Source organism: Pseudomonas sp. GW456-12-10-14-LB2, from assembly GCF_002884345.1.
Taxonomy (GTDB): Bacteria; Pseudomonadota; Gammaproteobacteria; order Pseudomonadales; family Pseudomonadaceae; genus Aquipseudomonas; species Aquipseudomonas paraglycinae.
In genome coordinates this window covers 1-13,399 of sequence record NZ_POHV01000053.1, presented here as the reverse complement: position 1 = coordinate 13,399, position 13,399 = coordinate 1, and the positions used below count along the sequence as shown (strand labels likewise).

Sequence of the window (13,399 nt, the reverse complement as noted above, 5' to 3'; positions counted from 1 at the left end):
AACCCGGCCGCTGGCCGGGCTCAACCCTGAACGGAATCGTGGTCATTTATGGAACAGTCGAAGTTGCGCAAAGTCGGTCTGGGAATCGCGTTGACGCTGGTGGCCGGGTTGGTGTTCTACACGGTGCAGGCGCCGGCCGAGGCACCGCAATACCTGACCGCCACGGTCGAACGCGCTGACATTGAAAACGCAGTGCTGGCCACCGGTTTGCTGGAGGGCATCAAGCAGGTGGACGTCGGTGCCCAGGTTTCGGGGCAGTTGAAGTCGCTGAAGGTCAAGGTCGGCGACAAGGTCAAGAAGGGCCAGTGGCTGGCGGAGATCGATCCGTTGGTGCTGCAGAACACCCTGCGTCAGGCACAGGTCGATGAGGAGAATCTGCAAGCCCAGCGCCGGGCGACTCAGGCTCAGTTGCGCCAGACCAAGGCGATCTACGAGCGTTATCAGAACCTGCAGGAGGACGCCTCGATCTCGCGGCAGGATTTCGAAACCGCGCAATCGAACTACGAAGTGCAGCAAGCCAACCTGTTGTCGCTGGACGCGCAGATCAAGAGCGCGCATATCCAGATCGATACGGCCAAGGTCAATCTGGCCTACACACGGATCGTCGCGCCCATCGACGGCGACGTGGTGGGCATCGTGACCCAGGAAGGCCAGACCGTGATCGCCAACCAGCTGGCACCGATCCTGCTCAAACTGGCGGACCTGGACACCATGACCGTCAAGGCTCAGGTGTCGGAGGCCGATGTCATTCACATCGCGCCGGGGCAGGAGGTGTATTTCACCATTCTCGGCGAGGACAAGCGTTATTACGGCAAGCTGCGCGGTACCGAGCCTGCGCCGCAGAACTTCCTCGAAACCCCGCCCGCCGGCACGCCGAAGCAGAACACGGCGGTGTTCTACAACGCGCTGTTCGAGGTGCCCAACCCCGATCACCGTTTGCGCATTTCCATGACGGCTCAGGTGCGGGTGGTGCTCGACACCGCCAAATCGGTGCTGACGATTCCGGTGGCCGCGCTGGGCCCGCGCAACAACGACGGCAGTTTCCCGGTGCGGGTGCTGGACGCCAAGGGCCAGGCGCAGTCGCGCAATGTGCAGACCGGGATCAACAACAACGTCAAGGTGCAGGTCAACGAAGGCCTGGCCGAAGGCGACCGGGTGGTGATCGGTGATCCGGTGACGAAAGTGGCAGGGGCATGAGCATGAGCGAACCTCTGCTGCAACTGACCGGCATCAGCCGCAGCTTCACGGCGGGCGACCGTGAATTCCTGGCGCTGAAGAATATCGACCTGACGATCCACGCCGGGGAAATGGTGGCGATCATCGGCGCCTCGGGCTCCGGCAAATCGACCTTGATGAACATTCTCGGCTGCCTCGATTACGCCACGGCCGGCAGCTACAAGATCAACGGTCGGGAAACCCGGGATCTGGACAATCAGGCACTGGCCGAACTGCGCCGTGACTATTTCGGCTTCATCTTCCAGCGCTACCACTTGCTGCCGCACCTGAGCGCGATGCACAACGTCGAGATGCCGGCGATCTACGCCGGCACGCCGGAACCACAGCGCCATGCCCGAGCCCGGGAGCTGTTGGCGCGCCTGGGGTTGGAGGGGCACCTGACCCATCGCCCGAGCCAACTCTCGGGCGGTCAGCAGCAGCGGGTGAGTATCGCCCGCGCGCTGATGAACGGCGGCGAAGTGATCCTCGCGGACGAGCCCACCGGCGCTCTCGATACCACCAGCGGCAAGGAGGTGATGCGCATTTTGCTGGAACTGCACGCGGCCGGGCACACGGTGATTCTGGTGACCCACGACCCCAAGGTCGCGGCCAACGCCGAGCGCATCATCGAAGTCAGCGACGGCGAAATCCTCAGCGACCGTCGCAACGAGCGCGACACCACGGCACTGACCAATGAGGACGCGGTGCCCAAATCCACGGCAGCGCGGCGTCTGGTGGCCAGCCTCGGGTTGTTCAAGGAAGCGTTCAACATGGCCTGGGTCGCGCTGATCTCGCATCGCATGCGCACACTGCTGACCATGCTCGGGATCGTCATCGGCATCACCTCGGTGGTGTCGATCTCGGCCATCGGCGAGGGGGCCAAGCGCTATGTGCTCAAGGACATTCAGGCCATCGGCAGCAACACCATCGATATCTATTCCGGTACCAGTTTCGGCGACAGCCGTTCGGCGGCCATCGAAACCCTGGTGCCGGCGGATGTGACGGCGCTCAATCAGCTGTATTACGTCGACAGCGCCACGCCGGTGGTCGGGCGCAATCTGTTGCTGCGCTATCGCAACATTGACCTCGATGCCCAGGTCAACGGCGTCAGCGATCTGTACTTTCAGGTGCGCGGAATCAAGATGGAGTCGGGCATTGCGTTCAGTGAAAACGATGCTAGACGCCAGGCTCAGGTGGTGGTGATCGATCACAACACCCGCCAACGGTTGTTCGGCGAGGGAGTCGATCCGCTGGGACAGGTGATCCTGATCGGCAACCTGCCGTGCACCGTGATCGGTGTGGCAGCAGAAAAGAAGAACATCTTCTCGTCGAGCAAGTCGCTCAATGTCTGGGTGCCTTACGAAACCGCAGCCGGTCGACTGTTGGGCCAGCGCTACCTGGACAGCATCAGCGTGCGGATCAAGGACGGCCAACCGAGCAAGGTCGTGGAGGACAACGTCAACAAGCTGATGCTGCAGCGCCACGGCACCAAGGATTTCTTCACCAACAACCTCGACAGCGTGATGCAGACGGTGCAGAAAACCAGCCGCTCACTGGCGCTGTTGCTATCGCTGATTGCAGTGATTTCGCTGGTGGTCGGCGGCATCGGGGTGATGAACATCATGCTGGTATCGGTCACCGAACGGACCCGCGAGATCGGTATCCGAATGGCGGTCGGGGCGCGGCAGTCGGACATTCGTCAGCAGTTTCTGGTGGAGGCGGTGATGGTCTGTCTGCTCGGCGGGGCCATCGGTATTTCGCTGAGTTACGCCATCGGTCATCTGTTCTCGTTGTTCATCAAGGAGTGGGAAATGGTGTTCTCGCTGACCTCGGTGCTCACGGCGGTGATCTGTTCGACGCTGATCGGCATCGTGTTCGGCTTCGTGCCGGCACGCAATGCGTCGCGGCTCGACCCGATCGAGGCGTTGGCGCGGGACTGACCGGCGGGCATGAAAAAACCGCCGTCCCTGGCAGGGCGGCGGTTTTTTTACAGGCGTGCGAACGATCAGGCCGCGTTGGACGGATCGCAGGCGGCCGGGCAGTCTTCAGGTGAATACATCCAGCGCATCAGCGAATGGCGGCCGCTGATCCCCAGTTTGATGGCGGCACGCTTGAGGTAGCTCTCGACGGTGTTGACCTTCAACTGCAACTGTTCGGCCAGTTCAGGCGCGGTGCGGCCGGCGAGGAGGCCGACGCACACTTCCATCTCACGGTTGGACAGGCTCAAGCCCAGTTGCTGCACGCGCTCGCAAAAACGCAATCGCAGGGTTTCCAGGCCTAGCAGCGAGGCTTCAGTCGCTGCGGCTTGCGCCTCGGGATCCGCATTCGCCGGTTGCAGCGCGTGGATGTGCTTTTCCACCATCGGCAGCAATACCGGGGAGATGTCCTGTAACAGGCTGCGCTCCCGGGCGGAAAACCGCTTCGACGGCCCGCAGCGGTACACGGAAATCACGTAACGGTAACCGTCCTTGCGCCGGGTCAGGTGCAACTGCGACGCATCGGTGACCGTGGAGGGTTCGGGGGCGGGCACGTCGCTGCTGCCGGGATCGGTGCTCAGTTCGGAATACACCGTCTCGGCCGTCAGTGTCGCGTCTTTGGGGCATTCAGGCTCGCTGCGCGGTTGCGCACGTCCGACCGGCTCCACGCGCATCTGCCGGATATGTGTGGCATCCACGGCCAGTTGGGTGAGGATCAGATCATGCAGCATCCGCGGAAAATGCCGGCTGCCGGTGCTGGCGATGACCTTGCCGATGTGAGGGAACAGATGTGAGTTCATGTGTTTCATCCATGAGTAGCAATGGGGGAATTGCGCTTTCCCGACTCTCCGGCTGATGTCCTTGGCCGGCGACCACAAATCGGGAAATTTGGATCCTATCCTAGTACAACGTTTGAGCGACCGTTTAATGAAGGGGTTATTAGCTCATAACGAACATTGAGTGCCGCAACCGCATCGCCTTCCACTCGTCGCATGTATCGAACGACGCAGAACCGAACCGGCTCTACCCGATGTCATCTTCGCGAGGCATTCGATATGTTCGATCAACGCAAAAAAGACTCCCTGTCGGCCTGGCGCAATCTGGCAACACAGTCTCGGGAGCAGCTCGACCCTCAGGATCAATACGATGAGTTGCTCAAGGGGGCCGACGAGATGCTGGAGCAGGGACTTATCAACGCTTCCGAGTGGCGACAGTTGGTGCGCGATGCAGGCCACATCTTTATCCGTCATGAAGACTTGTCTGCGCCACCGCTTGAAGGGTAGCAGGCACTCCGGACATTCAGCGGCAATGCGCGTCCACCAGTTCGATCCAGTGCCTGACGGGCGTGCGGCCGGCGCCATCGAGGTGTGCCTGACAGCCGATGTTGGCGGTTGCGATGATCTCGGGATGACCACTCTCCAGCGCAGCGAGTTTGTTGTCGCGCAGTGATCTGGCCAGCGCCGGTTGGGTGATCGAGTAAGTACCTGCCGAGCCGCAGCACAGATGGGCGTCGGGGACTGCAGTCAGGTCGAAGCCCAGTCGGACCAGCAACGACTCCACCACACCGCCAAGTTTCTGCGCGTGCTGCAAGGTGCAGGGGCAATGGAAAGCCACACGTTGATTGGCGTGGATGCCTAAGGATTCGAGCGGCTCTTCGCGCAGCACCTCAACCAGATCTTTTGCAAGCGCGCTGACGGCTTTGGCCTTTTCGGCATAAGCCGGATCGGCGCCGAGCAAATGCCCGTAATCCTTGATGAACGCACCGCAACCGCTGGCGGTCTGCACGATCGCCTCGGCACCCCGTTCGATGGCCGGCCACCACGCATCGATATTGTGACGGGCGCGGTCAAGGCCGGTGGTCTGGGCGTCGAGGTGATAATCTACCGCGCCACAACAACCAGCCTCGCGGGCCGGGATCACGCTGATGCCCAGACGATCCAGCACCCGTGCCGCTGCTACATTGGTATTGGGTGACAAACCCGGCTGTACGCAACCCTCCAACATCAGCACTTGCCTTGCATGGCGGATGTCGGGACGTGATGCAGGCATCACCGCGTTGCGTGGCAGTTTGTCTTGCAGGGCATCGGGCAGTAGCGCCCGGAACATCTGCCCGCCATTGACCAACCCTTTGAACAACCGCGGATTGGGCACGACGCTTCGAAGCCCTTCGCGCAACAGGCGTTGCCCGAGCGGCCGCGGGACGGCTGCGTCGACCACTGCTCGGCCAATGTCGAGCAGGTTGTGATAGTCCACGCCGGAAGGGCAGGTGGTTTCACAGTTACGGCATGATAGGCAGCGATCCAGGTGTTGCTGGGTTTTCGCCGTAACTTCGTTGCCTTCGAGTACTTGCTTGATCAAATAGATGCGTCCGCGCGGGCCGTCCAGTTCATCGCCGAGCAATTGATAAGTCGGGCAGGTCGCGTTGCAGAATCCGCAATGAACGCACGTGCGCAGGATGCTTTCGGCCTCTTCGGCGCGGGGCAGTTGTCGGGCTTGCGGGCTGAGGGTGGTCTGCATGGCTCAAAGCTCCGCGTACTGACGCCCGGGATTGAAAATGCCCCGGGGGTCGAGTTGTCGTTTGAGTTGGCGGTGATAGTGCAGCAGGGCGGGCGCCAGAGGATGGAACGGCTCATCGATCAGGCCGTGGCTGTAGCAGGCCGCATGCCCGCCGACGTCTCCGACTACTTTGCGAATGGTCGCCGCTTCGGCTGTCGATTTGAGCCAGCGTTGCGCGCCGCCCCAGTCGAGCCACTGCTCGCCGGGCAGGTTCAGCGGCGGCGTGTTGAGCGGCACGGACAGGCGCCAGAGCGGTTGGTCTTCATCGAAGAAGCCCAGGCGTTGCTCGTTGAGGTCGGCCCAGAACGAACTGTCGATCAACTCGCCGCCAAGGCGATCATGGGCGGCCGCCACTGAACCTTCGCCACCCTCCAGACGCAAGTGCAATTGCCGGCCATCGTGACAGGCGGCGCTGATCGGCAACGGCTGCTGGCTCCATTCGGCCAGGCGCAGCAGGGCTTGTTCGCCGGTCATTTCCAGACTAAGGCTCAGGCACGCACGCGGTTTGGGCAGCACCTTGAGCGAGACTTCGGTGATCACCCCCAGCGAGCCGTAACTGCCGCTCATCAGGCGCGACAGGTCGTAGCCGGCGACGTTTTTCATGACTTCGCCGCCGAAGCGCAAATGCTTGCCATGTCCCGTGATGATCCGCGTGCCCAACACGAAATCGCGCACCGATCCCGACCAGGGCCGACGCGGCCCGGACAGGCCCGTGGCGATCATGCCGCCGACTGTTGCGTCGTCGGCGAAGGCGGGTGGTTCACAAGCCAGCATCTGTTGCGAAGCGTCCAGCACGGCCAGCAGTTCCACTAGTGGAGTGCCGCAGCGTGCGGTGATCACCAGTTCGGTCGGGTCGTAGCTGACGATGCCGCGATGGGCGCGGGTGTCGAGAATCTCGCCACCGACGATGCGTCCGAGAAACGCCTTGCTGTTGGCCCCCTGAATGCGCAGCGGCGTGGCGCTTTCCAGTGCCCGGTTGACCTGTTCGAGCAACGCGGCGCTGTCATCGAAATCCTTCCTTTCACCCATCAGAACCGCTCCAGCTCGGGGAAGGGCAATTGCCCGTGGTGTACGTGCAGGGCGCCGAATTCGGCGCAGCGATGCAGGGTCGGAATGTTTTTGCCGGGGTTAAGCAGGCCGCCCGGGTCGAAGGCTTTCTTCACAGCGTGGAACAGGGTCAGCTCATCACCGTTGAACTGCGCGCACATCTGGTTGATTTTTTCCCGGCCCACGCCGTGTTCGCCGGTGATGCTGCCGCCGACCTTCACGCACAGTTCGAGGATCTTGCCGCCCAGCACCTCGGCACGTTCCAGTTCGCCGGGCTGATTGGCATCGAACAGAATCAGTGGATGCATGTTGCCGTCGCCAGCGTGGAATACATTGGCGACCCGCAAGCCATATTCGGCTGAAAGCTGCGCAATCGCGTGCAGTACGCCGGGCAATTCGCGGCGCGGGATGGTGCCGTCCATGCAGTAATAGTCCGGAGATAACCGTCCTACGGCGGGGAAGGCATTCTTGCGTCCGGCCCAGAATCGCACGCGCTCGGCCTCATCCCGGGCCTGGCGCAGCTCGGTGGCACCGGCGTGGTCGAGCACCTCTCCGACCCGCGCGCAATCATCGTGGACATCGGCTTCAACGCCATCGAGTTCGCAGAGCAAAATCGCTTCGGCATCCACCGGATATCCGGCGTGGATGAAGTCTTCGGCGGCGCGGATCGCCAGGTTGTCCATCATCTCCAGGCCGCCGGGAATGATGCCGGCCGCGATAATGTCGGCCACTGCGCGACCGGCCTTTTCCACGGAGTCGAATGCCGCCAGCAGCACTTTGGCAGTCTGGGGTTTGGGCAAGAGTTTGACCGTGACTTCGGTGATGACGCCGAGCAGGCCTTCGGAGCCGGTGAACAGTGCCAACAGGTCGAAACCGGGGGAATCCAGCGCGTTCGAGCCCAGCGTCAGATGTTCGCCATCGACGGTAAGAATCTCGACCTTGAGTAGATTGTGCACGGTCAGACCGTACTTGAGGCAATGCACCCCGCCGGCGTTTTCCGCCACGTTGCCGCCGATGGAGCAGGCGATTTGCGAGGAAGGATCAGGCGCGTAATACAGCCCGAACGGCGCAGCGGCCTGGGAAATCGCCAGGTTGCGCACCCCGGGTTGAACCCGCGCGGTGCGGGCTTCAGGGTCGATGTGCAGGATGTTGTTGAAGCGCGCCATTACCAGCAACACGCCTTTCTCCAGTGGCAGGGCTCCGCCGGACAAACCGGTCCCCGCGCCTCTGGCCACCACCGGAACCCGCCGCTCATGGCAGATCCGCAACACGCCCTGAACTTCATCGATGTGCCGTGGCAGTACCACCAGCAACGGCGTGGTGCGATAGGCGGAGAGGCCATCGCACTCATACGGCTTGAGTTCCTCAAGCTGATGCAGGACTTCAAGATCCGGCCACTGGCGCTGCAGGGCTTGCAACAACGCGGCTTTGTCGACGTCGGGCAAAACGCCGTCGACCTGTTCGTCGTAGAGAATGTTCATGATCGGTGGACGACCCTCCGTTGTCGTTATTCGAGGTCGGTGCCGTTTTCTATCATTGGGCCGCTGACCCCGAGAAGTAAAGCGTAGCGGCCGTTGGTCCGTTGTCCCGCGTGCTCCTGTAATATGCGGCGTTTCACTCCGACGAGATGAAAATCGAGGCAAGGATCAGAAACTGCGGCAGCAATGTCGCGCCTTGATCGGGCGTTGTCGGTGACATCCTTGACGCTCTACGCGGCGCTCGGCTCCCGCGCCAAGGGCGTGTTGACCCGGCCTGCGCTGTCCCGCTGGGTCAGTCGCATAAGTAAAAGATGTCCGATTGAAATCAGTTATCCATTTCAAGGAAGTATTGCGTGGCACTCAGGGTTTTAGTGGTCGGCGGTTATGGAAATTTCGGCAGCATTGTCAGTCGGCATCTGATTGAGATGCCGGACATCGAGCTGGTGATCTCCGGCCGCGACCCGCAGAAATTGGTGCGCAAAGTCGACGAGCTGAAATCTCGGTCGGGCGTTGTCTGCGAGAGTTGGTGCGGCAACGCGATGGGGGACGGGTTTGAAGCGGCTCTGAAATCGATGGGCATTCAACTGGTCATCCACACCGGCGGCCCGTTTCAAGGGCAATCCTATGCGGTCGCCGAGCGCTGCATCGACGCGGGTGTGCATTATTGCGACTTGTCCGACTGCAGAACTTTCGTCAACGGCATCGAAGCCCTCGATGCCCGCGCGAAACAGGCCGGCGTGGCGATTCTCAGCGGTTGCAGTTCGGTGCCGACACTTTCATCGGCCCTTATCGATGAACAGCGGCATCGCTTCTCCCGCATCGATTCGATCGAACATGGTATTTCCTCGTCGGCGAAAATGCCGGGCCTGTCGACGATTGAAGGTGTTCTGGCCTACGCCGGCAAGCCGATCAGGCAACTCAGGAATGGCCAGGTTCATGAGGTGGCAGGCTGGCTGGATCTGACGTTGCGCAGGATGCCTCAGTTGGGCGTTCGGGTGCTGGCGAACGTCGATGTTCCGGACATGGATATCTTCGCCAAACGCTACGGCGCACGAACCTTGAGTTTCAAGGCCGGCGCGGGCCTCAAGCTGGGTGGTGTGGCCAACGGTCTGTTCGCCCTGGCCCGCAGGTTTGGTGCGTTTCGTGATCATGTTCCCTGGGCGGCGCGGCTTCATCGCTGGGGTACCTGGTTCGAGCGATTCGGTGATGGCAAAAGCGCGATGTATATCGACGTGACAGGACTCGGTATCGACGGAAAACCGCTGGCCATGACGGTGCAGCTCACCGCCCGGAATGACAAGGGACCGGAGATCCCGAGCTGCGCAGCCGTTGCCCTGGCCGCGAAAATCGCCCGGGGATATCGGCCCGAGGCTGGCGCACGTCCCTGCGTGGGCGAGATCACAGTCGCTGAATACATGGCGGCCATCAACGATCCGCAGAATCTGAGCCTGTCGATGCATTTCTCTGACGGGCAGAACTGACCGTGCTCTATCTGTGCCTCAAATACATTCACATTATCGCCGCGGTTTTTCTGTTCGGATTCGGCATGGGCTCCTACCTCTACCTGATCGCCGCGAGCCGTACAGCCAACCCTCTGGTGATCGCTCACGTGGCGAGAATGGTCGTACGGTTCGACGCCTGGATCACCACGCCGGCGGGCTTTATCCAGATCGCGACGGGTTACGGGTTGACCAGGCTTGCCGGACTGCCCCTGACCACGGAATGGGTGCTGACCTCCTTGATTATTTTCCTGTGTGTCGGCTCGCTCTGGTTGCCGGTACTGGTGCTTCAAAAGCGTTTGCACGGGATGGCTTCGAGCGCGGTCGAGACCGGGGCAGGGCTCCCTGATGAGTACAGCTGCGTGTACCGAAAATGGTTCTGGATGGGGATTGCCGGATTTCTGGGGATGTTCGTGATCGTGCTGCTGATGGTGACGAAGATGACGCCGGGGCAGTGGGCCAACCTGTTGGTGTAGCGAACGCAACGCCCGATAAATCCGCACCGGGCGTCGCGTCGTATCAGGCGAAGCTCAATCCAGATCGCTTGCTTGATGTCGCTCAGGAACCTGGCTCGCTTCATCGCCCCACGTCCGGTTGACGCGCTGGCCACGAACCACCGCAGGCCGTTCGGCAATCTCTTGCGCCCAGCGCTGCACGTGGGTGTATTCGTGAGCGGAAAGGAACTCGGCGGCGGAGTAGACGTTGTTGCGCACCAATTGCCCGTACCAAGGCCAGACCGCGATGTCGGCGATGGTGTAGTCGTTGCCGGCGAGGTAGGGGCTTTCACTCAGGCGGCGATCAAGCACATCCAGCTGGCGCTTGGTTTCCATGGTGAACCGGTTGATCGGGTATTCGAGCTTTTCCGGCGCATAGGCATAGAAATGCCCGAAGCCACCGCCCAGGTAGGGTGCCGAGCCCATCTGCCAGAACAGCCAGTTCAGGGTTTCGGTGCGTCCCGCCAGGTCGGTGGGCAGGAAGGCGCCGAATTTTTCCGCCAGATAGAGCAGGATCGAGCCGGATTCGAAGACGCGAATGGTCGGTTCTACACTGCGATCCAGCAGCGCCGGAATTTTCGAATTGGGGTTGATCTCGACAAAGCCGCTGGAGAACTGGTCGCCCTCGTTGATGCGGATCAGCCAGGCGTCGTACTCGGCGTCGGTGCGTCCGAGCGCCAGCAACTCCTCAAGCAGGATGGTCACTTTCACGCCGTTGGGCGTGGCCAGCGAATACAGTTGCAACGGATGCTTGCCGACCGGCAGCGTCTTGTCGTGCGTTGGCCCGGCAGTCGGGCGATTGATGCTGGCGAACTGGCCGCCGGACGGAGCGATGTCTTTCCAGACCTTGGGTGGTGCGTAGGGCGCCTTGCTCATGAAACGGACCTCATCGGTTGCATGCCGGAATGGAGTGAGCCGGACGGTGAGCGTGCCGGGCTCTTGTCGAACAGGACACCACAGAAGGGCGTTTGAATGCCACTGGTTGTTCGCTGAAATGGTTTGACTAAAGACATGCCGGGCAGCTGCCGGGTGACCGCTTCTTCTATATAGAAGAATGTTGTTTGTCGGTAACAGAGCTATGGCGCGAATCTGTGCGCAATTGCGCCGGACTCACGCCGAGGCGCTGTTTGAAGGCTGTGGTCATATGCGCCTGCGAGTTGAAACCGCAGGCGAGGGCGATCTGCGAAAGACTGTCCGTTGTATCGCGCATTGACGCTCGGGCTTTGGCCAGTCGTCTGTCGATCAGGTAACTGTGGGGGCTTTTGCCGGTTGCCTGCTTGAAGGCACGCATGAAGTAACCCTCGGACAACTCCAGCAATTGCGCCATCGCCGGGACGGCGAGCGGGCTGCCGAGACCGGCGTCGATGAAATCATCCAGCAGGCGCATGCGGCTGCTGGTGATCGAGCCTGGAGACGACACCGCTTCATGACCTTCGACCCGTTCCGCCAGACCGAGCGCCCAGCGTTCCCAGTCATCATCCAGAGAGGCTTGCAGCAGCGCACTGCGCATTCGCGACGCGAGGTGAATGGCCTGCGGGTCGATGCGATTGTTGAACGCCCGGTCACCCGCCAGTGCTTTGCCGTCGGTGCGTATCACTCGCAGGTACTCGCCGCCCATGGGCGACTCGGACAGCACGTCACATCCAGCCGGAACAAACGCCAGGCCATTGGGCATCGCATCGAAGGGGCGTATCCGGTCAGTACCAATCGCGTGCACGCCGTGCTGGCTGTCGAAGGCAAAGCCGATCGCTGACTGGGTTGCCACGTACCGCGCCGAGTAGGCTGCGCCCGGCAGCAGTTCGATCGCCCACGGACCGGCCTCGATACGACGTATCGGTTCAGCGACGGTTATGGGGTGGCGCCGGTTTCGATGGTTCATGACCACCATAGTAGAGAAGAGGTCGGATAAAAGTCAGGTCAGTTTTTTGAAAGCCGACGTGGTGCGTCCGTGCCTAGACTGGGCCAAAGTTCAGGGAGCCACCTAAATGCACGCATTCACTCGCGACGATATCGAAAACGCTGCCCGCCAGGTTTACCAGGTGATGCCGCCTACCGCCCAATACCGTTGGCCGTTGCTGGCCGAGCGGTTGGGCTGCACCGTTTGGGTCAAGCATGAAAATCACACGCCGACCGGTGCCTTCAAGGTGCGAGGTGGTATTACCTTTATGCACTGGTTGCGGCGTGAACATCCGACAGTCAAAGGCATCGTCTCCGCGACGCGTGGAAATCACGGTCAGAGTCTGGCGCTGGCAGCGGGGGCCGTGGGCCTGAAAGCGCTGATTGTGGTGCCGCAGGGCAATTCGCTGGAAAAGAACAACGCCATGCGTGGCTTTGGTGGTGAAGTGGTCGAATACGGGCGCGATTTTGACGAGGCCCGTGAAGAGGCGGCGCGCCTGGCGCAGGAGCATGACCTTTTTCTGGTGCCGCCGTTTCACGTTGAACTGGTCAAGGGCGTGGCGACCTATGCGCTGGAGCTGTTCGGTGCGGCGCCGGATCTGGATACGGTGTACGTGCCCATCGGTTGCGGATCAGGGATCTGTGGTGTCATTGCTGCTCGCGACGCACTAGGACTGAACACTGAAGTGGTGGGCGTGGTGTCGACGGAGGCCGCGGCTGCCAAGCTGTCGTTCGAAGCAAATGTGATCTGCGAAACGGCGTCGGCGAATACCTTTGCCGATGGCCTGGCTGTGCGCAAGCCGATTGCGCAGGCGTTCGACATCTATAAGGAAGGGGCGGCGAGGATCGTCTCGGTCAGCGAAGGCGAGATTGCCGAAGCCATGCGTGTGTATTACACCGATACCCATAACCTTGCAGAGGGTGCAGGCGCCTCAGCGTTGGCTGCGTTGATGCAGGAGCGTGGGAGGATGGAGGGGAAGAAGGTCGGGGTGATTCTGTCCGGGGGGAATATTGACCGGTCGGTGTATGCGAAGGTGATTGGTTGATTTCTGGCGGGCTCGGCATTCAGTGACAGCTATACATTCGCCTCTATATAGAAACGGCCTTTTTCCCTCTCTTGATAGAAAACGCAAATTAAGGGTTGACGGGAGATTCTGAGTCTCTATAATTCGCCCCACTTCCGGCGCAGTCGAAACGGAAAACTCCTTGAGATTCAATGAGTTAAGTAGGTTTCGAAG

At 61.1% G+C, this 13,399-nt stretch carries 12 protein-coding genes and 1 pseudogene; 7 read left to right on the top strand and 6 right to left on the bottom strand.

Annotated elements, in window-relative coordinates:
• Positions 1–48: 48 nt before the first annotated feature.
• Together macA and C1X29_RS26075 are read left to right on the top strand one after the other, a co-directional pair.
• On the top strand, positions 49–1,197 hold the full coding sequence (gene macA, locus C1X29_RS26080) for a macrolide transporter subunit MacA (protein ID WP_085748379.1): 1,149 nt from the start codon (positions 49–51) through the stop codon (positions 1,195–1,197).
• Positions 1,198–1,199: 2 nt separating this feature from the next.
• Positions 1,200–3,155: a MacB family efflux pump subunit gene (locus tag C1X29_RS26075; RefSeq protein ID WP_102718728.1), complete on the top strand. Its 1,956-nt coding sequence runs from the start codon at positions 1,200–1,202 to the stop codon at positions 3,153–3,155.
• A 65-nt stretch (positions 3,156–3,220) separates the two neighbouring features.
• On the opposite strand, the gene C1X29_RS26070 is transcribed toward C1X29_RS26075, so the two are convergent.
• Positions 3,221–3,991, bottom strand: coding sequence for a helix-turn-helix transcriptional regulator (locus tag C1X29_RS26070; protein WP_102718727.1), 771 nt, complete (start codon positions 3,989–3,991; stop codon positions 3,221–3,223).
• Between the two features lie 255 nt (positions 3,992–4,246).
• On the opposite strand from C1X29_RS26070, the gene C1X29_RS26065 reads away from it, so the two are divergent.
• The gene (locus C1X29_RS26065; protein WP_085748376.1) at positions 4,247–4,474 is read left to right on the top strand and encodes a hypothetical protein; all 228 of its coding nucleotides are present in this window, start codon (positions 4,247–4,249) and stop codon (positions 4,472–4,474) included.
• A gap of 16 nt (positions 4,475–4,490) precedes the next feature.
• Here the strand turns inward: C1X29_RS26065 and glcF are convergent, their stop codons facing one another.
• From glcF to glcD, 3 genes are read right to left on the bottom strand one after another with little or no spacing between them, the layout of a single operon-like run.
• Positions 4,491–5,708 (bottom strand): glycolate oxidase subunit GlcF, encoded by a 1,218-nt coding sequence (gene glcF, locus C1X29_RS26060; protein ID WP_102718726.1) that lies wholly within the window; start codon positions 5,706–5,708, stop codon positions 4,491–4,493.
• Between the two features lie 3 nt (positions 5,709–5,711).
• A complete protein-coding gene (gene glcE / locus C1X29_RS26055) occupies positions 5,712–6,776 on the bottom strand; it encodes a glycolate oxidase subunit GlcE (protein ID WP_102718725.1) in 1,065 nt (354 codons plus the stop codon).
• Positions 6,776–8,275, bottom strand: a complete 1,500-nt coding sequence (gene glcD, locus C1X29_RS26050; protein ID WP_102718724.1) for a glycolate oxidase subunit GlcD — start codon at positions 8,273–8,275, stop codon at positions 6,776–6,778. The genes glcE and glcD overlap by 1 nt, the downstream gene beginning before the upstream one ends.
• A 183-nt stretch (positions 8,276–8,458) precedes the next feature.
• Here glcD and C1X29_RS29750 point away from each other — a divergent pair.
• The 3 genes and pseudogenes from C1X29_RS29750 to C1X29_RS26035 all read left to right on the top strand — a co-directional run.
• Positions 8,459–8,644, top strand: a pseudogene (locus tag C1X29_RS29750) (hypothetical protein); the annotation flags it as partial.
• On the top strand, positions 8,626–9,753 hold the full coding sequence (locus C1X29_RS26040) for a saccharopine dehydrogenase family protein (protein ID WP_102718723.1): 1,128 nt from the start codon (positions 8,626–8,628) through the stop codon (positions 9,751–9,753). The pseudogene C1X29_RS29750 and the gene C1X29_RS26040, both read left to right, overlap by 19 nt.
• Positions 9,754–9,755: 2 nt before the next feature.
• Complete coding sequence (locus C1X29_RS26035; RefSeq protein WP_102718722.1) at positions 9,756–10,247, top strand: DUF2269 domain-containing protein; 492 nt, start codon at positions 9,756–9,758, stop codon at positions 10,245–10,247.
• Between the two features lie 54 nt (positions 10,248–10,301).
• Here the strand turns inward: C1X29_RS26035 and yghU are convergent, their stop codons facing one another.
• Together yghU and C1X29_RS26025 are read right to left on the bottom strand one after the other, a co-directional pair.
• Positions 10,302–11,141 (bottom strand): glutathione-dependent disulfide-bond oxidoreductase, encoded by an 840-nt coding sequence (gene yghU, locus C1X29_RS26030; RefSeq protein ID WP_102718721.1) that lies wholly within the window; start codon positions 11,139–11,141, stop codon positions 10,302–10,304.
• 166 nt (positions 11,142–11,307) lie between these two features.
• Positions 11,308–12,153, bottom strand: coding sequence for an AraC family transcriptional regulator (locus C1X29_RS26025; RefSeq protein ID WP_102687437.1), 846 nt, complete (start codon positions 12,151–12,153; stop codon positions 11,308–11,310).
• A gap of 97 nt (positions 12,154–12,250) precedes the next feature.
• Between C1X29_RS26025 and C1X29_RS26020 the strand changes: the two genes are divergently transcribed.
• Positions 12,251–13,207, top strand: coding sequence for a threonine dehydratase (locus C1X29_RS26020; RefSeq protein WP_102718720.1), 957 nt, complete (start codon positions 12,251–12,253; stop codon positions 13,205–13,207).
• The last annotated feature ends 192 nt before the right edge of the window (positions 13,208–13,399 follow it).

Coding starts and splice junctions, on each gene's coding strand:
- glcF (WP_102718726.1), bottom strand. CDS start 5,708: ATGCAGACCACCCTCAGCCCGCAAGCCCGACAACTGCCCCGCGCCGAA.
- macA (WP_085748379.1), top strand. CDS start 49: ATGGAACAGTCGAAGTTGCGCAAAGTCGGTCTGGGAATCGCGTTGACG.
- glcD (WP_102718724.1), bottom strand. CDS start 8,275: ATGAACATTCTCTACGACGAACAGGTCGACGGCGTTTTGCCCGACGTC.
- C1X29_RS26025 (WP_102687437.1), bottom strand. CDS start 12,153: ATGGTGGTCATGAACCATCGAAACCGGCGCCACCCCATAACCGTCGCT.
- yghU (WP_102718721.1), bottom strand. CDS start 11,141: ATGAGCAAGGCGCCCTACGCACCACCCAAGGTCTGGAAAGACATCGCT.
- C1X29_RS26065 (WP_085748376.1), top strand. CDS start 4,247: ATGTTCGATCAACGCAAAAAAGACTCCCTGTCGGCCTGGCGCAATCTG.
- C1X29_RS26075 (WP_102718728.1), top strand. CDS start 1,200: ATGAGCGAACCTCTGCTGCAACTGACCGGCATCAGCCGCAGCTTCACG.
- C1X29_RS26070 (WP_102718727.1), bottom strand. CDS start 3,991: ATGAACTCACATCTGTTCCCTCACATCGGCAAGGTCATCGCCAGCACC.
- glcE (WP_102718725.1), bottom strand. CDS start 6,776: ATGGGTGAAAGGAAGGATTTCGATGACAGCGCCGCGTTGCTCGAACAG.
- C1X29_RS26020 (WP_102718720.1), top strand. CDS start 12,251: ATGCACGCATTCACTCGCGACGATATCGAAAACGCTGCCCGCCAGGTT.